The sequence below is a fragment of the Rufibacter soli genome (assembly GCF_054781795.1).
In genome coordinates this window covers 484705-503064 of record NZ_BAAGTS010000005.1, presented here as the reverse complement: position 1 = coordinate 503064, position 18360 = coordinate 484705, and the positions used below count along the sequence as shown (strand labels likewise).

9 protein-coding genes and 1 pseudogene are annotated in these 18360 nt (G+C 50.7%); 2 read left to right on the top strand and 8 right to left on the bottom strand.

The genetic code is table 11. The features are described from left to right. Window positions 1–864 precede the first annotated feature (864 nt). Together ACYVJQ_RS16480 and ACYVJQ_RS16475 are read right to left on the bottom strand one after the other, a co-directional pair. The gene (locus ACYVJQ_RS16480; protein ID WP_460894205.1) at window positions 865–5496 is read right to left on the bottom strand and encodes a rhamnogalacturonan lyase family protein; all 4632 of its coding nucleotides are present in this window, start codon (window positions 5494–5496) and stop codon (window positions 865–867) included. A gap of 324 nt (window positions 5497–5820) precedes the next feature. Continuing rightward, on the bottom strand, window positions 5821–6057 hold the full coding sequence (locus ACYVJQ_RS16475; RefSeq protein ID WP_460894204.1) for a hypothetical protein: 237 nt from the start codon (window positions 6055–6057) through the stop codon (window positions 5821–5823). A 191-nt stretch (window positions 6058–6248) separates the two neighbouring features. On the opposite strand from ACYVJQ_RS16475, the pseudogene ACYVJQ_RS16470 reads away from it, so the two are divergent. Together ACYVJQ_RS16470 and ACYVJQ_RS16465 are read left to right on the top strand one after the other, a co-directional pair. Further along, window positions 6249–6578 (top strand): annotated as a pseudogene (locus ACYVJQ_RS16470) (carboxypeptidase-like regulatory domain-containing protein); the annotation flags it as partial. A gap of 414 nt (window positions 6579–6992) precedes the next feature. Continuing rightward, window positions 6993–9119, top strand: a complete 2127-nt coding sequence (locus tag ACYVJQ_RS16465; protein ID WP_460894620.1) for an outer membrane beta-barrel protein — start codon at window positions 6993–6995, stop codon at window positions 9117–9119. A 216-nt stretch (window positions 9120–9335) separates the two neighbouring features. On the opposite strand, the gene ACYVJQ_RS16460 is transcribed toward ACYVJQ_RS16465, so the two are convergent. The 6 genes from ACYVJQ_RS16460 to ACYVJQ_RS16435 all read right to left on the bottom strand — a co-directional run bounded on the left by ACYVJQ_RS16460 (window position 9336) and on the right by ACYVJQ_RS16435 (window position 18092). After that, on the bottom strand, window positions 9336–10640 hold the full coding sequence (locus ACYVJQ_RS16460) for an acetylxylan esterase (RefSeq protein WP_460894203.1): 1305 nt from the start codon (window positions 10638–10640) through the stop codon (window positions 9336–9338). Between the two features lie 356 nt (window positions 10641–10996). Continuing rightward, window positions 10997–12073, bottom strand: a complete 1077-nt coding sequence (locus ACYVJQ_RS16455; protein ID WP_460894202.1) for a glycoside hydrolase family 27 protein — start codon at window positions 12071–12073, stop codon at window positions 10997–10999. 269 nt (window positions 12074–12342) lie between these two features. Continuing rightward, window positions 12343–13104 carry a rhamnogalacturonan acetylesterase gene (locus tag ACYVJQ_RS16450; protein ID WP_460894201.1) on the bottom strand — a complete coding sequence of 254 codons (762 nt, stop codon included), beginning with the start codon at window positions 13102–13104 and terminating at the stop codon, window positions 12343–12345. A 56-nt stretch (window positions 13105–13160) separates the two neighbouring features. After that, window positions 13161–13982 (bottom strand): SDR family oxidoreductase, encoded by an 822-nt coding sequence (locus tag ACYVJQ_RS16445; RefSeq protein WP_460894200.1) that lies wholly within the window; start codon window positions 13980–13982, stop codon window positions 13161–13163. Between the two features lie 40 nt (window positions 13983–14022). After that, window positions 14023–14793, bottom strand: coding sequence for an SGNH/GDSL hydrolase family protein (locus ACYVJQ_RS16440; protein ID WP_460894199.1), 771 nt, complete (start codon window positions 14791–14793; stop codon window positions 14023–14025). Between the two features lie 284 nt (window positions 14794–15077). After that, window positions 15078–18092 carry a glycoside hydrolase family 2 protein gene (locus tag ACYVJQ_RS16435; protein WP_460894198.1) on the bottom strand — a complete coding sequence of 1005 codons (3015 nt, stop codon included), beginning with the start codon at window positions 18090–18092 and terminating at the stop codon, window positions 15078–15080. Window positions 18093–18360: the final 268 nt, after the last annotated feature.

Genomic DNA, 18360 nt, shown 5'->3' with positions numbered 1-18360 from the left:
ACGGAACCAGGCTTTGAGTATACTTGAGTTTATCTAGATCAAGTGGCACATACGCATCCTATTCCGAAACGGTAGTCACGGCGATAGTAATAATAATATGCGTTGTTTGAGAAGTTCATGGAGGCAAAGATATAGAAATCTGGCTTCTGTCAAAAAATACTTTTGCCGGAGGCCAGGTCCTGTCGCTATGAATTGCCCAAAAGGGCCCAAACACTCTTTCAGATTACAGGCTCGGCAGAAAACCTACTACCCCTCCCTGTTCCTGAAGGGGCCTTGTGGTCTAACAGCAACAGCGTGTATTTCCTGCTACTACTATAAAAACCCTAAAGCTGTTTTGAGCCTATTTTTAGAAAAATGAGCTTAAAACAGCTTTAGGGTTTCGGAAACATTACTATTCGGTTGGAGGAAACCGGAAAAGCCTGCTAATCAAAATCAACTATATCCTTTGTCATCCTGGAAGGATCTCAGTCGCGAACGGTAAATGCGGTTAGTTATAGCTTTTCTAGTTCGCCCACAAGATCCTTTCAGGATGACAAAAGGGGGAGAAAAAGCGGTCCTGGAAGAAAGGAAGTTGCGAGGAGGATAAAGGAGTTGTGTAGAGGGGAAATGAAGTTGCCAATTGGATAAAGAAGTCGCAAAAAGGAGAATGGAAGAAAAGGTAGAAAATGCTTAGTCTTCAAAATTGGAAACCTTAGGTAACACTTTCCGTTTTGAGGCTGTTTTTAGAAAAACGGCCTCAAAATGGACAGCGATTAATGGACCTGTCTCTCCCTGATTGTCTAAAAAGTAAAACTTTGCCCATAAAAAAAGGCTGCCTCCCTAGGGAGGCAGCTTTTTTTATATGTAGGAATAGGGCTCTTCCCTTTATTTCATCAACCGGAGCACAAACCGTTCATTTCCTTGAATGGCCTGCACATAGTACACGCCGGGCTGGTAAGATTCTCCCAGAGAAAGCCTGCCGTTGGCTCTTATCCCGCTTCTCTCTTCCACCAACCTACCGGTGGCATCTGTGATGATTAAGGTAATAGGTGCCGCCAGGTTGCTTCTTACCAGCAGGTTGAAGACGTCTGTAGTAGGGTTAGGATGGGCGGTGACCAGAAGCCCGTTCTGACTATTGCCTTTTTTACCCCCAGAAGACGCTAATACGCCTTGGTTGAGAGGCACGGTTACCGTTAGGGTTTGCGTACTAACGTTACCCGCCTGGTCAATGACGGTAAGGGTAATGGTGTAAACACGTCCCGTACCTGTGGCAGAGCGCTCTGCCCTTAGCCTTACCAGGTTGGTGTTCACGATTTCCCAGTCTGGGCCGGTATCACCATCACCTAAGCCATTCTCAGGCTCATTGCTGGTCACCGAGATTCCTACCTGATACCCATTGACTTCTTCTATGTCAAAGCTGACCAAAATGTCTTCCAGGACATGGTTTGGTACCTCTAGGGTAGGCTTATTCACGGCTGCACTGGCGAACACGGGGCTAGAGCGGTCATAGTTAATGGTTTGGGTATTGGTAGATGCATGCACCAAATCCCCGGCATTGCCTACCTCATCTTTGAACTGCACGGTAAACGGCACCACCCCTTCAATATCTGAATTGGTCAGGGTGTAGGTGGTGGTGTATTGGTTATTGCCCAGCGCCGTGGCCTGCACCGCATGGCCTGCTATAGTTACAGCAAGGTTGGTGATGGCCTCAGAGGCGGTAAAGTTTAGGGTAAGCACATCTCCTTCTTTGGCAAAAGCGGGCTCGGCATTGCTAGAGGCCAAGATCACCGAAGGAAGTGTGGGGGCGGTATGGTCAAAGGAGTATGTTTCACCCTCGGTGAAGCCGCCGTCCAAGGCATTGTTGGCCAGGTCTGTGATGCCGGTTTGGCTATCTTTTACATCCAGACGCAGAGCTCCGTCGCCGGTCACGGCTACAGTTACCTCTATGTTAGTACCGGTAGCGGCACTTACAGATTCTACGGTACCAGCAGCGGTTCCGGTAGCCGTAAGCGTAAAGTCAGAGACATCCACCCCCTTCACCTCTTCTGAGAAAGTAACCTGATACACCACCGTGGTGGCATTGGTTTGTTCTGCAGTGGGTTCTTTTCTGATGACACCTTCTACTTTGGGCGCTTCCATATCTGGCACCACAATGTTAGGTGTTGGCGGCGCCTGCATGTCATTGCCCAGGTAGAAGCTGGGGTGTGGCGGCTGGTTGTAGCCAGAGTTCTGCCAGGCCACTGCCGTACGGTACTGCGGGTCATGCATGAGCGTGTGAATGCGGTGCTGCGTAGGAAGGGTGGTAGTAAACAGGATCAACTGGGTGTTATCAGAAGTCCTGAAAATCATTTCCTCGCGCCAGTCACCCATAATGTCAGCGGTTAGGCCTGGGGTGCCCTTGCTGTCATTGTTGGAGGTAACAGGGGCCGCCTGATAAATAGTGAAGAGACGGTTCATAGACTTGGTAGTGGGGTTCCACTTGTCCAGCACGTTCTTGTCCAGCAACTCACGACTCAGGTCACCGTCCCACCAGATGCCAAAGTTGTAGTTAGGCTTGTTGGTGCCTATCTGCTCGCCTTTCACATTGTACAGGTTCCCTGAAGAACCCCACACCTCATAGCCTTTGTGGGCGGGGTCAATATCAGCGGCCATGGCCCTGCCTACGTCACCGGTGGTAGGTACCCCAAAAATAGTCTGGCCGGTTTTGGCGTCATACAGCCGAAGGCCGTTGCCGTCATACTGGCCCTGAGACTCCAGGCTCACCCAAATCTCTTGCCCGGGGCGGTCTGGGTCCATGTCAGACATGTGCATGGCATCCCCGTGGCCGAAGCCGTAGGTCCAGAGGCGCTTGCCGTTATCATTGATGGCGCTGGAACCGTTGATCACTTCGTCTTTGCCATCCCCGTCCACATCGCCAATGGTCATCTGGTGGTTCCCCATGCTGGAGAAGGAATTGTTAGCGGGGTCACTGGGGTCCTTGCTGTCAAAAATCCAGCGCAGGGTCAGTTGGCCGTCGCGCCAGTCATAGGCCGCCCGAACCAGTTTGTCATAGTAGCCGCGGCCCACTATCAGGCTGGGGCGGGTACCATCTAAGTACGCCACCGCCGACACAAAACGGTCCTGGCGGTTACCATAGTTATCGCCCCAGTCAGACACATTGCCGCGGGCGGGTTGGTAAGTGGTGGTAGCCATGGCCGCGCCAGTGAGGCCATTGAACACCGTCAGGAACTCAGGTCCCTGCTGTACCCAGCCACTGCTATTGCGGTAGTCTATGGTAGCGTCACCGATCACTTTACCGGTACCATCAACGGTTCCGTCGGCGGTTTTCAGAATGATCTCGGCTTTTCCATCGCCGTCAAAATCATAGACCATGAACTGCGTGAAGTGCGGCCCGGCATTGATGTTCTTGCCCAGGTTAATGCGCCACAGGCGGGTACCGTTCAGTTTATAGCAATCAATGATCTGGTCCCCGGAATACCCCCCTGAATTGTGGTTCAGTTTGGAAGGGTCCCATTTCAGGAACACCTCGTACTCGCCGTCGCCGTCAACATCACCCACGGAGCAGTCATTCGCAGAATAGGTATAGGACGCGCCGTCTGGGGTGGTGCCGCCAGCCGGAATCTGGAGAGGGATGGATAACTGGTTTTTGGCCCACACGGTAACCGGAGCTGAAGCAGCACCTTCTTTTCCGTTTAAAACAGGGCGCACGGTGTAGGTCCCGTTTACCGTAGAATTATCTTCAAAATTGGTGGAACCGGTGATAGGCGTGGCATTCAGTTTTACCCCGTCACGGTACACGTTAAAGGCAATGGCAGAGGGCTCGGTGCCCAAGAGGCGCCAACCCACATATACCTTAGTGGTAGAAGTTCGCACGGCCACGACACCGCGGTTTAGGAACTCCATTTGTTTGGGGCCGGTCACTATCGCATCTGGCTGGGCCAGCGAATTCAGGCGAACGTTGTTGCCATAGGTGGTAGTGTTACCGCCGCCATTGATAGCGTAGGCCCTTACATAATACAAAGTGGTAGGTGTAAGGCCGCTGAGATTAACGGTAAAAGCCCCCGTTCCGCCCGTGGCGGCAACCACCTTGCTATTGGAGGTGGTAGGATTAGGACTGGTGCCGTAGACCATGCCGCGCTCGGTAATAGTTGAGCCACCATCTGAAGTAATGTTTCCGCTGGCCGAGGCTGAGGTGGGCGTGATGTTGCTGACCCCGGTAGTAGTAAGGACCGCCGGAGCCGCGGGCGGCGTAAACTCCCGCACAATGGGTGTGCTGATACCGCTTGAATTGGTTTTGGTATACACGACAAAGGGCACCTCGCTTCCGGCGGCAATGGTAAGGTTACCAACCGGCTCATCTATCCCTCCTAAGGTTACTGAAAGGTCTCTTAGTTCTGCCCAGGAAGTAGCGCCTGCCGCTTGTTTAAAGACGCGGGCCTGTGAGCGGGCGGTACTGGCAATGTTGTCAATAAAAGAGCAATACAGGTTGCCGGAGATGTCCCTAACTAAGCTAAGGTTGGGAGCATCACGGGAAGAGAGCGTTCCATAGTAGCTCCAGACATTGGTGGTTTTGTTATATATGGAGACCGTAGCCCGATTGGTGTTTCCGGTGTTGAAGTACGCAATAGTCAAGTTACCGGCCGCATTAAGGGCCATGCTGGTATGCCGTATGGCACCGGTGGCCCCCGAGGTAGTAGAGCCGCCCGGTATGGGGTTAGGCACAGAAATGGAGGTCCAGGTGCCGCCACTGAAATTATACAGCGCCAAGGCTCCGGTACTGGAGGTGGTGGAACTCAAACTTACAAAGGTCAGCCAGGGCACATCAGACTCATCTAGCACCAAGCTTACGCCTACCGCTTTGGCCGCGGCATTCACAGCCCCCGTACCTACAGTTACCCAGGAAGCACCGTCAAACTTTTTGACAAAAGGAGTCAGGTTAGCGCCATCTGAAAAAGCAATATAGGGTGTGTTATCAGAATCAAAAGTGAGTGAGCTTCGCGGGGTAGAACTATACTGGGTAACACCGCTCATACCGTTTACCGAACCAGAAGAAACATACAGATTGCTGGCAGTGCTATTGAGGGGTTCCCATACCTCTGTTTCTGTATTAAAAATTTTAACGGCCAGCTTATTTCCATTAGCCGCATCTACATAGGTCACATAAAGGTTCTCCTGTCTATCCAGCAGAAGCCTGGTATAAGTAAGGTTGCCGCCGATGGAATTGCCAACCAGTTCCCAGGCGCCGGTGGTAGCATTCTTTCTTTTCACTTTGGCTGTGCCACTTTCCGTGAAGACTACGTAGGGCACCTCATTGAGCACGGCAATAGAAGTATAACCAGAAGCCCCAGAAGCAATCTGGCTTTCATTGCCTAAAATGTTCCACTTTTGGGCAGCAGAATCCTGGGTACCAAGAACCCAGATGGCCAGTAGCAAAGCCAAAAAACGCAAGGAAGAAAGTGGCCTTCTCAGCCTTTCTCCATAGCCTTTGACGATAGGCAGTTGTAGAGGTATTTGCATAGACGCAGGAAAAAGTTTAGAAATTATTTTAAAAAGCACCAGATTTAAATAGGACTTAGAATGGCTATTCTAAGTTGAACCTAAGTATATCCAGATTCTATTTTAAGGGCATCCTGTCCTATCCTGCTATACCCTATTAATGTTAATTATTTATCACCTCATCACATAAATAAGATATAATTATTCTAAAAGGAGCAAAATTTCAAACCTTTATAAAAATGGATAGCACCATTACTAACAACCGTTTTTTATAGATCAGACTCTAGTAGTGAGTTCTTAAGGGAAGCCATTATAAATGACACCATCCTGATGAAGAAACTATTGTCAAAACATTAGCTTAAAAGCACATAAGGCCTTTTTACAACCATACATAATTTCCCTTAAAGCTTTTCTTTCCAGATTTGCTCTTGCCTCTATCAAATCCTTCTCTTCAAAAACCCCTACAATCGGCCTAATCCTGGCAACTATTTTGCAATTATTAGTAATAGTTTGCTCACTAAAATCCTTATTTAGTAATCGCCCTTTCGGTTTTTTCCTTTTATCAATAGAGAAAGTTATCATGCCTCATTTTAAACTAAGCCTACCTCCAAAATAAAGTATTCTGTGTATTCAATTTTGTTAATTACCCATAACAGAACCCTCACCTTTCGTCTGTTTTTAGCTCCAAAAAAATAAATATCAAGTTTCTTCTACTTCCTAATAAACCCTTGCCCCCTTTTTTAGTCTAACCCCGAAATTCACTTTCCTCTTTTATGAAAGCACTGTTATCTCTCCTGCTTTTTATTTCCAGCGTAACCTATGCCCAGGCGCAGGGATTTTCGGTTACTGGCGCCGTGCACAGTGCCCAAAACAAAGAGACGCTGCCAGGGGCCACCGTTCTGCTAATTACTCTACCCGACTCTATGAAATCCGCTACCGGAACAGACAAGGATGGGAACTTCAGGTTTCAGGGCGTGAAACCAGGGCAGTATGCTTTACGGGTAAATTACCTGGGCTATAAGACGCTTACCCGAACCGTGCAGGTACAAAATGGAGCGCTTGCCCTGGGGCAATTACTGCTGGAGGAAAGCGCTAATTCATTGCAGGAGGTAAAGATTACTGGCAGTATTGCCTTGGGCTCGCAAAAAGGTGACACCACGGTGTTCAATGCCGGGGCCTTCAAAGTGGCCGCCGATGCCAGCGCCGAGGAACTGGTGACTAAACTGCCGGGCGTGACGGTGGTAGACGGCAAAATACAGGCCCAGGGGGAAGAGGTGAAACAAGTTTTGGTAGATGGCAAACGCTTCTTTGGGGAAGACGCCAACACGGCCCTGCGCAACCTGCCCGCCGAGGTGATAGAAAACATTGAGATCTTTGACAAGAAAAGTGACCAGGCCGAGTTCAGTGGCTTTGACGATGGCAACCGCGCCAAGACTATCAATGTGGTCACCAAGCAGAATCGTCGCCAGGGCCAGTTTGGGAAAGTATCTGCGGGGGTTGGACCAGATAAAAAATACATGATAGGCGCCAGCGTCAACTTCTTTAAAGGCGACCGCCGGTTCACCGTGAACGGACTCTCCAACAACATCAACATGCAGGATTTCTCCGTGGGTGAAGCGCCCGGCGGAGGCATGAGAGGTCGCCGCAATATGGGCGGTGGCGGCGGCGGAAGCGGTATCTCCACCACCAACAACTTCGGGCTGAATTATAGTGACCAGTGGGGTACTAAGATAGAAGCCAGCGGCAACTACAACTACAGCAACAGCAAGAACGAAAATAACCGCCTGAGTTTCCGGGACTACTTTAATTCCCAGTTCTACGAGCAGCAAAATAGCGATAACAGCTTTAACACCAACCGCAACGAGAACCACCAGTTCAACCTGCGGGTAGACTACAAGATGAATGACCGCAACCGGTTGTTGATCACGCCCCGGCTTTCCGTCCAGAAAAACGAGTCTTTCTCCAACACCACCGGAAGGTCTATCTTTGACTCAAACCGCGAAAACGACGCCTACGATGAGGCTATCCTGACCACCACCGATAACCGCTCTGACGCTGACAGTTACTCCTACAACCTGAGCAACGACCTTAACTTCAGTCACCGTTTTGACAAGCCGGGCCGTACGCTTTCAGTGGGCCTGAATACCGGCTACTCGGTAAATGACGGCGACACGTACCGAATTACCAATGTGGTAGATTTTGAGCAACCAGAAAAAAGCAAGTACCTCAACCAACGCATTAATTCTTCCAGAAACGGGTTGAACTGGCGCGGGAACGTGGCCTTAAGCGAGAGAGTTGGCGAGAAAGCCAGAGTACAGGCAGACTACAGCATCAGTAACCGTCAGGAGGATTCTGAGCGCCTGGCCTATGATTTTGGGGAGGCAGACTACACCGAATTTAACAGCCGCCTGAGCAATTCCTTTGACAGTGAATACCTCACCCAGACGGCTAAAACCAGTTATCAGTACAACTCAGAGAAACTGCGGGTACAGGTGGAAGGGCAATACCAGGTGGCCAATCTGCAAAATGAGCAGGAATTCCCCAAGTACTACCAAATAGACAAGACCTTCCATAACGTGCTGCCTACAGCGCAGGTGGAATACAAATTCTCCAAAACCAAAAACCTGCAACTGGATTACCGCACTAACACCAACGCTCCTTCCGTGACCCAACTGCAGGAAGTGGTGGACAATACCAACCTCCTAAGGTTCAGGACAGGGAATGCCAACCTGGTACAGTCTTTCCAGAACTCTCTGAACCTGCGCTACCGCTCTTTTGACACTGAGACTAACCGCGTGTTCTCCTTCTTCATTAACGCGGCCAAAACCGATGACTACATCACCAACAGCACCATAGAAACCAACCTTGAGTCCGAGCCGTTGCTGACGGGCCTGGAGATCAGCCGGGGCGCGCAGTTAATCAGGCCGGTGAACCTGGACGGCAACTGGAGCGCCCGTTCCTTTGTGAGCTATGGTCAGCCCCTGAAACTTATTAAATCCAACATCAACTTCTTCGGGTCTGTGGGCTACAACAAAACCCCCGGTTTATTTAACAACCAGCAATTCTTCTCCACTACTACCAACTATGGCTTGGGCGGGTCTTTGAGCAGCAACATCAGCCAGAACGTGGACTTCAATATTTCCACCAACTCCAGCTACAATATCATTACCAATACCTTACGCAAAGAGCAGAACAATAACTTCTTCAACCAGTCTACCCAACTGCGGGCCAATCTGCGGTTCTTTAACGGGTTTGTGTACCGCACTGAGTTGAGCCACCAGTTAAACGCCGGTTTGTCTAACGGCTTCAACACCAACTATACCCTCCTGAACATGAGCCTCAGCAAGAAAGTGTTCAAGAGCCAGAAAGGCGAAGTTAGCCTGAGTGTAAATGACCTGTTAGGCCAAAACATCAGCGTGCAGCGCACCGTGGCAGATGCCTACGTGCAGGATGTGCAGTCTACCGTGCTCCAGCGCTTTTTCATGTTTACCTTCTCCTACAACATCCGCACCTTTACCGGGGCCGCCCCCGGCGAAAGAGGTCCTGGCCAACGGGGCCCGGGTGGAGAAAGAGCCCCAGGCGGCGAAAGGGAAAGAGGAAACTTCCGTCAGGGCGCAAGAGGAAATGGTGGTTCAGGCATGTAAAGCCATTCTACCTTAAGAGAATTAAAAAGCCTGGTGGTACAAACCCTGTTTTAGGGAGTACCACCAGGCTTTTGTTTTAGCCAGAATGTGGCTATTATGGTTCCCACCTGTTTTGAGCCTGTTTTTGGAAAAACAGGCTCAAAACGCAAATGGGGGGGGACTTTAAATTGTCGAGGTTTGCTCTCCCGTTATTCTTTAGATTTAAGCCAGCACCAGTTATTTTTCTACCTGTTGCTTAAGCCATTTGATTGACTCCTGATTGGTTTCCTCAAAGCGCCAGTGGCCGGCAATGGGGCTGAGGGAAATGGTCTTAGGCGCTTTTATAGAATTGATCACCGCGTACACAGACGTGGGCGGACAGGTATTGTCATTGTAGCCCCAGGAGTAGAAGCCAGGCACCGTGAGTTGTTTGGCGAAGTTCACCACATCATAGTATCCAATGGTGGTGATTCTGGCCTGGGTAATGGCGTCTGAATTACTGCCGTTGGTAAAGAGATGTGGCCAGCCACCGGCCCGGCCGTGCAGGTAGCCCGTCATGTCACTGAGGGCGGGGTAAAAGGAAGCCAGAGCTTTCACCCGTTTGTCAAGGGCCGCGGTGACAATGGCCAGGGCTCCGCCCTGGCTGCCGCCCGTGACCACCACGTTCTTGCCGTCATACTCGGGCAGGCTCACCAGGTAATCAATGGACCGCACGCAGCCCAGGTACACCTTTTTGTAGTAATAGGCATCCCTGTCTTCCTGGTTTTGGGAGTTGTAGTTGGCCAGTACCTTTTTGAGGCTGTCATAGACTTTATCACTAAGCATAGGCGAGTGGCCGTGTATTTCAATACTGAAGCTGATAAAACCCTGCTCCGCGAAGGCCGTGTACGGAGCAGCGGGCTTCACCCCTGCCCCCGGCGGCGTGAACAGCACCGGGTATTTGCCCGGAGCCTTAGGCTTGCACAGGTAGCCGTATAAACGCTGCCCCAATTTGTAGTTCTGCAGGTTCACCAAGTATACGTCTACCTTGGCCGTGGAATACTCTGGGAGGTGCGTCACCTGGGCATCTAAGGGAATTTTGACTGCTTCGGCCCTGGCTTTGTTCCAGAAGGCCAGAAAGTCTTTGGGCATGGGAACGGTAGGCGCTATTTTTTCTGGTGAGAACCCTACTTTTACTATGCTTTTGTAAGTATTGCCCTGGTACTCGGCTATCACAATAAGCTGCCGGAACCCAGGCTCTTTACTGGTACCTATGTCTAGTTTTACCTGACCATCTTTTAGTTGCATGCTGCCCTTTTTCTCTGCTGGTTGCATTTCGGGCCCAAACTCATAACTGATGGTCACGCCGCGCAGGGGCACATCATTCTTTAAGACGGTTACCTGCACAGAGGCCGGTTGGTTTACGGTGTATTTCCAGTCATCAGCGCTGGGGGTCATGACAAACGTAACCAGCTTTAAGGGCGCCGGAGAATTCTGGGACTTAGCTGGTTGCCAAAGCAGCAGGTAAAAACAAAGCAATAAAAAATAGAGGGGGTTTCTCATGCGGTTACTATAAATTGTTGGCAGGGACAGCCAAAGGTTGTATAAGCTGTTCCCTACTGGTCTTAGTCTATGCGCTTACAGCAAGCCAAGGGCTACTAAACTGGTAATCCCTTAACTAACTTGTAACACGACATACTCCTTTTCCTGCACTACACTTGTATTCTTTTTAATCACTCCAATGCTAATGCCTTACATTTTCAGCACTTAAAGCCAGAAGGTCTGTATTGAACTTTGCGTTAAGGCTTTAGGGCTTATCCTGTTCCTACCTGCGTCATCCGTTGGGCCAATCGTTTCTTTTGCAGACATATGAAAGTATTGGACCAGAAAAGTACTGTAATAAGTTTTCAACTCTGTTATTATCCCGCTTTCACTACTACAATACCATGCTTTGGAATGGTAAATTGTTTTTCGTTTCCCACTTTCCCCAAATTTTTGTGTAGCCACAGGTCTCTTAATTGGCTGTTCTCCTTGATACCTACGGTAACAGGATTAAGGACAAAGACTGCTTCTTTGCCTCCCCTATTCATAAGGGCTATTGCTTTAGACTTGCCATTTTTGCCTAAAGCTTTCACCCATACCTCCACGCCATTTTCTTTGAATATTCTTGAGGCTTGCCTAAAACCTTCATCCTGATTCAGGGCAATTATTTCCTTGTTGGTGAGGATCTCCAGGGTCTGGGCTGACATGCTCCGTAAGTCATTACCCGCAAGTAACGGGGAGTTGAGCATGCACCACATGGAGAAATGAGTTTTGTCCTCGTCATAGCTCATGCCTCTACCAACCTGTAGCATGTCCATGTCATTGTAATGGCCAGCCGAAGCATATTGGTGAAAATCTGCGTTTAGTTCAATGATCCTAAGCACAGAGGAGAATTCAGGCCTGATATCAGATGAAATTCGCCAGGAATCAGCTTTTTTGATGGCCCACTCACCAGGAAATTTCCAGCGGCAAACATTAAAGACTAGATTAGGGCTAATCGCTTTCACGGAATTCAAAATCTTCATGTATTCTGTTTCCTCATCCAACTTCAGCTTTTCCCCTCCGCACCAATCTACTTTCAGGAAGTCATAGCCCCACTCCTTAAAAAAGAGATTCAGGTCCTGGTTAATATGACCGTAAATACCTACCCCTAGGCCTTTTTCGTCCTTATCGTAAATAGAACCGCACGTATTGGGGCCCGCATCGGTGTAAATACCCGCCTTTAATTTTTTGCTATGGATATAGTCGGCTAAGGCTTTCATGCCTGACGGAAATTTCTTTGGATCTGGGAACAGTTTACCGGCGGCATCACGTCCTCCAAAATAACCGTCATCTATATTGACAAAACGGTAACCCGCATCATACATACCAGAGGCAACCATAGCATCGGCCTGCTCTCTAATTGTTTTTTCATCAATGTGTACCCTAAAGTGGTTCCAACTACTCCAGCCCATAATGGGTGGCTTCGGTTTTTGGGCATATAGGACCTGGGTGGCCAAACATAGCAGTAAACTGAGATAGAAATGGGGTATTTTCTTCATTTTGATTTCCATAAAGCCAGGCACAAAGTCCCTAAAGTGCTACCAGTCTTTTGAGTGAAAGAAGCATCCACTGTTCTATCTGGTTGTTCTAAGAAAAAGATGCTGTGGTAACTTTGGCAACCAGAAGTATGTGATGTCCATCTATTAGCCTCTGCTTCAGAAGTAGTCTACAGGATTAAATTCTACTGCAAAAGCCTCCGCAACGGAAGTTTTTGCTTTTTCACGTCTGCGGCAAACAACTGGGCTATTTGCAGGGCGCCCTGGTGGTTGAGGTGCGTAGAGTCCTGCACCCCTTTTGAGCTTCTGCGGCACTCTTTAGGCGCGCAGAAAACGTACAGTGACTTGGATCTCTCGGGTCCTAGCGCAGCTACCAACTCGCGTGATTTCGCTTCCAGGTCTACCAAACCCACCTTGTTTTCCCGGGCCACGGCACGGGCCGCGTTTAGGTATTCGCCGTGGGTGTCTACCAGCTTTCCGGTGCCGTCAAAATGACGCCGCACAATGGGCGTGCACATCACCGGAATGCCTTTTCTGGCGAGGGTTTCGTCAATGAATTTCTGCAGGAATTCTTTATAAGAACTGGAAGGGTCTGTGTAGAGTTTGGGGTCATCCTGCTTTTGGTCATTGTGCCCAAACTGAATGATCACGTAATCACCGGGCTGAATGCTGTCCAGCACCGCTGCCCATCTCTTCTCGCTCACAAAGCTTCGGGCACTGCGGCCGCTGGCGGCATGGTTATGCACGACGGCCTTGGGGTTCACCACCTTTTTCAGCCCTTCCCCCCACCCAGATTCAGGGTCGCGCTCGGGCTTTTTCCAGGCCATGGTAGAATCACCTATCAGCCAAATGGCAGGTTTCTCTTTTTTGGTAAAGGCCAGCAGGAAGCAGAGAAGCACCGTTAGGACCAGTACGCTTTTCGTTCTAAAATGGGGTGATCCGAGCATTTCTTAATGAATCAATCTGATTTAGGGGCCTCTAGATTGGTTTAGGAGCCTGCCGGTTAGACGCCACTGAAGGCGTTAAAACCGCCGTCTACCAGAATGGTCTCACCGGTCACAAACTTAGAGGCATCACTTAGCAGGTAGATGAGCGTACCAGTAAGTTCTTCTGGTTCACCCAGCCGTTGGAAAGGCGTGTGGGCAATAAACTTCTGGGCTCTTTCTGTGGGACTTCCGTCTGGATTAAGCAAAAGGGACCGGTTCTGTTCGGTGAGGAAGACGCCCGGGGCGATGGCGTTCATGCGCACGCCGTCGCCGTACCGCAAGCCCAGTTCAGAGGCCATCCATTGGGTATAGGCCTCCACAGATTTCTTAGCCAGGGTGTAGCCCAGCACGCGGGTAAGCGGTCGTTGGGCGGTAAGCGAAGAAATATTCACAATGGAGCCTTTCCCTTTTTCCGCGATCACTTTGCCAAAGACCAGGGTAGGAATGATGGTGCCAAACAGGTTGAGGTCTACAGCCTTGCGGGTATCCGCTATGCTCAGGTCAAACAAATCCTGCTGAGGTTGGATGGTGGCCCCGGGCATGTTGCCGCCGGCCGCGTTCACTAACCCGTCTATGGTACCCCAGGTCTGTAAGATGGTCTCTTTGGCCTCCTGCAACTTCGCCTCATCCAACACATCAGATAAAATGGCCATGGCCTCTCCGCCAGCCGCCTTAATGGCAGCTACCCGCTCTTCGGCCCGCTCCTGGTTACGGCCCAGGATCACTACTTTGGCTCCCGCTTTGGCTACTGCCAGAGACATGGCCTCGCCCAGCACGCCGGTGGCGCCGGTGATCACAATTACTTTGCCTTGCAGGGAAAACTGTTCTAATCCGTTCATTCTTAAACCTGATAAATTTACCTGGAAGTGATGTTTTAATTTAGTCCTTGATGGCCTGAAGCCAGGCGTCTGCCATTAGCTGGGCCCCGGCCAGCGTGGGGTGTACCCCATCATACGTCCAATATGCACCAGGCGCCTTCTTCTGGGCCTTCTCATAAATGGAATGGTACGGGATAAAGACTGCATTAAAGGTAGTGGCAATCTCTTGGGCTGCCTGCCGGTACTCATTAAAAGCCGGAAACCATTTTTCATCTACGGCTTTAATTCCCGTCACGGCAAAGGGCTCTCCAATAATCAATTTCACGTCTGGGAGCTTTTCCTTTGTTTTTTGAAGCAAGGTTTTAAAATCATCATGGTACGTCTGGACGGTACCCTTATACTTACCCTGAATCATGTGCCAAAAATCATTTACCCCAATCAAAAGGCTGAGCACATCGGGCTTTAGGTCCAGAGCATCTCTTTCCCAGCGCTCTGCCAGTTGGTAGACTTTGTTGCCACTAATGCCCCGGTTATAAATCTTTAGGTCTTTACCGGCGTGGTGCTGCAGCAAGTGGGCCGCCGCCAGAAACGCATACCCGTTGCCCAACGCCGCCGGGCTGTTCCATTTGTCATCGTCTTTCTTTCTGGAGGCATCCGTGATGCTGTCGCCCTGAAAAAGGATGATGTCGTTTTTTGCCAAGGCGATCTCTTTCCCGGCTTTCCCTGCCGCCAAGGTGGTTGTGGTTAAGGCCGGCAAACTTAGGGCAGCCACAGTGGCCAAGGAGGTATTTTTAACGAAATTCCTTCTGGATAAGGCTTTATTTTCTTCCATGGTTGAATAGATGATTCTTAGTAAGGAATGCTGCTACCAGCCAGGGCCTGCTTTATCCTGCTGGAAATGGAATTACCAATTTTGCGTTTTGAGCCTGTTTTCTGAAAAACGGGCCCAAAACGAAAAAAGAAGAATGAACACTTTTCTGCCAGACATGTGTAAACCATCTTGGCCAAAGCTGCTAGTGCTTACCTAGGTTTTGCCGCAGCCCATCTGCGTTCCAATTTAACAAAGCCAAAGCTGTTTCCAACCAGAAATTGCAGGCAGAAAGGCCTATAGTATTGTCAGTTTTTGCGCGAGGCGGTTTTGATGGCCCCTGGCAAACCTTCATAGATCTCGGCTTCAATCACACTTATGGTTCCTTTGGCTTTCGCGTCATCTCGGACCACGCCGTCGTCCAGTTTTTTGCCGTTTACCTCTACGCCTGTGTTACCGCCATTGGTGGCAGTGGCCCCGGTTAGCTGAATCCTTACTTTGGAGCCTTTCTGCGGGGTGCATTTGATGGTGTAATAGCCCAGCGAGGTCTGCGTGTTACCTCTGAATGCCTCTTTCCCGTCTACCGTGATTACCAACGGGTACACCCGTGACCTGAAGTTGTTCAGCTTGAGGGTGACTTCGCTCACGGTAGCTTCGCGCTCCAGGGTATATTCAATCCAGGCGGTAGACAGTTTGCCGTCATTCACCCAGTCAGAAAGCTCGTTGTCGTCAAAGCTGAAGGCGGCGCTGTCTGCATTGGCCCCGGCGGTTGCCTTCACAATATTGAGGGGCGTGCGGGTCATGGTATAGGAAGGGGTTGCAGGCGTAGGGCCTCTGTCTAAGATAGAAGGCAACCCGGCGGCCGGCAAGGTGGTAGCCAGGCCGTTCTCAACTGTAAAGGGTTTAGTAGTGAGCGTAAGCGAGGCCGCTTTAAGCCCTTCGGTGGTGGCTTTGACCGTGATAGTGCCGGGCGTAGTAATAGACCGTATTAAAAACCGGTTCACGCCGCCTTCCACCGGAAAGCTTTTGGCCAGCACGTAATTATCGGGTCCCATGGCAATGCCGCCTCTCCATTCAGCTGGGCCTTCCAACGTGTAGTTGATCATATGGAGGGCGGTGGGTACACGATTGCCTTTGGCGTCTACCACCTCTACCTCCACCAGGGCCAGGTCCTGTCCGTTAGCTAGGAAGTCGGTGGGCCGTTTGATCTGGGTCAGACGCAGGGCCGCGGGCGCGCCTACCGTGCTTATTTTGCTGGAGCAGATTTGCTTTCCGTTGGCGTCATACCCCACTGCGCTGATGTTACCGGCTTTCCAGGCAATGTCTTTGAAAGTAAACAGGAAGCCGTCGCTTTTCACGCCATATCCCAGGGATTTCCCGTTGACTTTTAGCTCTACTTTTTCTGCCGAGGAAATAACCAGAATGTCTTTTTTCACGCCCGGCGCATAGTTCCAGTGGCCCACAATGTGCAGACCAGGTTTCTCGGGGTTTACCCAGCCGTCCCACATGACCTGGTGGGCAAAGAAGTTCTGTTTTTTGATTCGCATGGCGTCTACCTCGCCGCTGCGCCGGAAATTCTCTTCTCCGCGGTGGTGGGTGTTCGACTCTGACCAGATAATGTTTACCCCGCCGCTGCTTACCCGCTTACCGGTGCCGGGCCGCTCGTTCCAGAACTCAAACCAACGTTTTACGTTCTCGGCGGCGTGGCTTTCCATGTTACGGTTATAGGCCCGGGCGTCTGGCCTTTTCTCAATGGTATTGGTGGCCGCCGACCGGTATTCCTGGGGCCCGTCGCCGTCTTTGTGGTACGGCGGGGTAAAGTCATCCCAGTACTTGCGCGAGCCCTCATCTCTGGAATACTCCATGGCCCACATGGGGATGTGCGCGCTTTTGTTGGTGTAGAGCATCTCGCCGCCGTATTCGGCAATCTTGCTGTTGAGCATTTCGCGGGAGCCAATGGCGCGGCCGCCTTTGGGGTCATACTGGTCCCGGATGGCTTTCATCTCAGCCATGTGCGGCTCACTGATGCTCTCGTTTCCGCACTCGTAGAAAATGATGCTGGGGTTGTTCTTGTTGTAGATGATGGCGTCGCGCATCAGGGCCACGCGCTGGTCCCAGCGGGTACCGGTCACGTCTTTCTCGGCATCGCCGGCGGGCATGGCCTGCATCAGCCCCACGCGGTCACAGGATTCTATGTCCTGCTTCCAGGGGGCAATGTGCATCCAGCGTACCAAGTTACCGCCGCTCTCCACCATCAGGTTATTGCTGTAATCACTCAACCAGGCCGGCACAGACAACCCAATGGCAGGCCATTCATTAGAGGTGCGCTGGGCATACCCATGCACCATGATCACCCGGTCATTGAGGTAGATCATGCCGTTTTCAAAGGCGGTCTTCCTGAACCCGGTTTTGGTTACCACCGCGTCTACCGGTTGGTTATTTACTTTCAGCACGGTCTTTACATCATACAGGTAGCCGTAGCCCCAGCTCCAGAAATTGAGGTCATTTACCTTAGAAGCCGCTTTAATAACCTTGGTCTCACCCGGGGCAAGGGTCACGCTCTCCCCCGTGAAGGTTTTCACCGCTTTGTTATTCAGGTCCGTCACGGTTACCTCATAGGCCACTTGCTGCGATTGGCTAGTTTCATTCTTCACCTGAGACTCAGCGTTCACCGTGGCAGATTTGCCTTTTATGTTGAAGTCACTGGCATACACATAAACCCCGGTGGTGCCCAGGTTGCTGAACAGCGGAAGCGTCTGGTAGAGCTTAGGCGTCACATGCAGGTACACGTTTTTGTTGATGCCGCCGTAGTTGGCGTTGAAGTTCTTGTCCTCCCACTGGTATTTCTGGTTGGTGGCCTTCTCTCTGTAGTTCCAGTCATTGTCTGTTCTCACCGCCAGCACATTCTCCTCATTCCCGGTTTTCACCACGTCTGTCACGTCAAACCCAAAGGCCATGGCGCCGTTCTCGTGCAAGCCGATTTTCACCCCGTTCAGGTAAAACTCGCCGGCCTGCCGCACGCCTTCAAACTCCAGAAACACTTTCTGGCCTTTGGCCGAAACAGGTAATTTGAACCGCTTGCGGTACCAGGCAATACCGGTGGGGTGATCCACAATGTCTTTCTTGAAAGCTGCGTCCTCGTTCCAGGCATAGGGCAGGGTTACCTTCTTCCAGGACTGGTCCGCGAAGGAGGCAGCCTGTGCGCCGGCAGGGTCGCCTACTAACACTTTCCAGTCTGAGTTGAAGTTGTATTTCGCCCGCTGCGCGGAGGCCTCCAGCAGCAGCAGACTGAGGAAGAGAGAGAGGAGTAATCGTGCGTTCATGGTAACTAATTATAAAGGTAAATGGGGGTTTTACAGTAATTGGCCTAGATTCTAAATGGCGGCTACCCAGGGTAGCGCAGGGCATTTTCCAGGTGTCTTCTCACAGTTTCTGTTTTGAGCCTGTTTTTCTAAAAACAGGCTCAAAACAGCTTCCGCTTCATGGGTCTGGTTCAGGCCAGTCGTAGGCCTGAGAATGCTTTGCCCGTCAAGCAGAGAAGAAGGCTGAAAACCCAGCTCTTTATGCTACCCTGGAAAAGAATAAAAACAA

Excerpts from the sequence above, each read along its gene's own strand:
- ACYVJQ_RS16480 (WP_460894205.1), bottom strand. The coding sequence starts at position 5,496 with ATGCAAATACCTCTACAACTGCCTATCGTCAAAGGCTATGGAGAAAGG.
- ACYVJQ_RS16475 (WP_460894204.1), bottom strand. The coding sequence starts at position 6,057 with ATGATAACTTTCTCTATTGATAAAAGGAAAAAACCGAAAGGGCGATTA.
- ACYVJQ_RS16465 (WP_460894620.1), top strand. The coding sequence starts at position 6,993 with ATGATAGGCGCCAGCGTCAACTTCTTTAAAGGCGACCGCCGGTTCACC.
- ACYVJQ_RS16460 (WP_460894203.1), bottom strand. The coding sequence starts at position 10,640 with ATGAGAAACCCCCTCTATTTTTTATTGCTTTGTTTTTACCTGCTGCTT.
- ACYVJQ_RS16455 (WP_460894202.1), bottom strand. The coding sequence starts at position 12,073 with ATGGGCTGGAGTAGTTGGAACCACTTTAGGGTACACATTGATGAAAAA.
- ACYVJQ_RS16450 (WP_460894201.1), bottom strand. The coding sequence starts at position 13,104 with ATGCTCGGATCACCCCATTTTAGAACGAAAAGCGTACTGGTCCTAACG.
- ACYVJQ_RS16445 (WP_460894200.1), bottom strand. The coding sequence starts at position 13,982 with ATGAACGGATTAGAACAGTTTTCCCTGCAAGGCAAAGTAATTGTGATC.
- ACYVJQ_RS16440 (WP_460894199.1), bottom strand. The coding sequence starts at position 14,793 with ATGGAAGAAAATAAAGCCTTATCCAGAAGGAATTTCGTTAAAAATACC.
- ACYVJQ_RS16435 (WP_460894198.1), bottom strand. The coding sequence starts at position 18,092 with ATGAACGCACGATTACTCCTCTCTCTCTTCCTCAGTCTGCTGCTGCTG.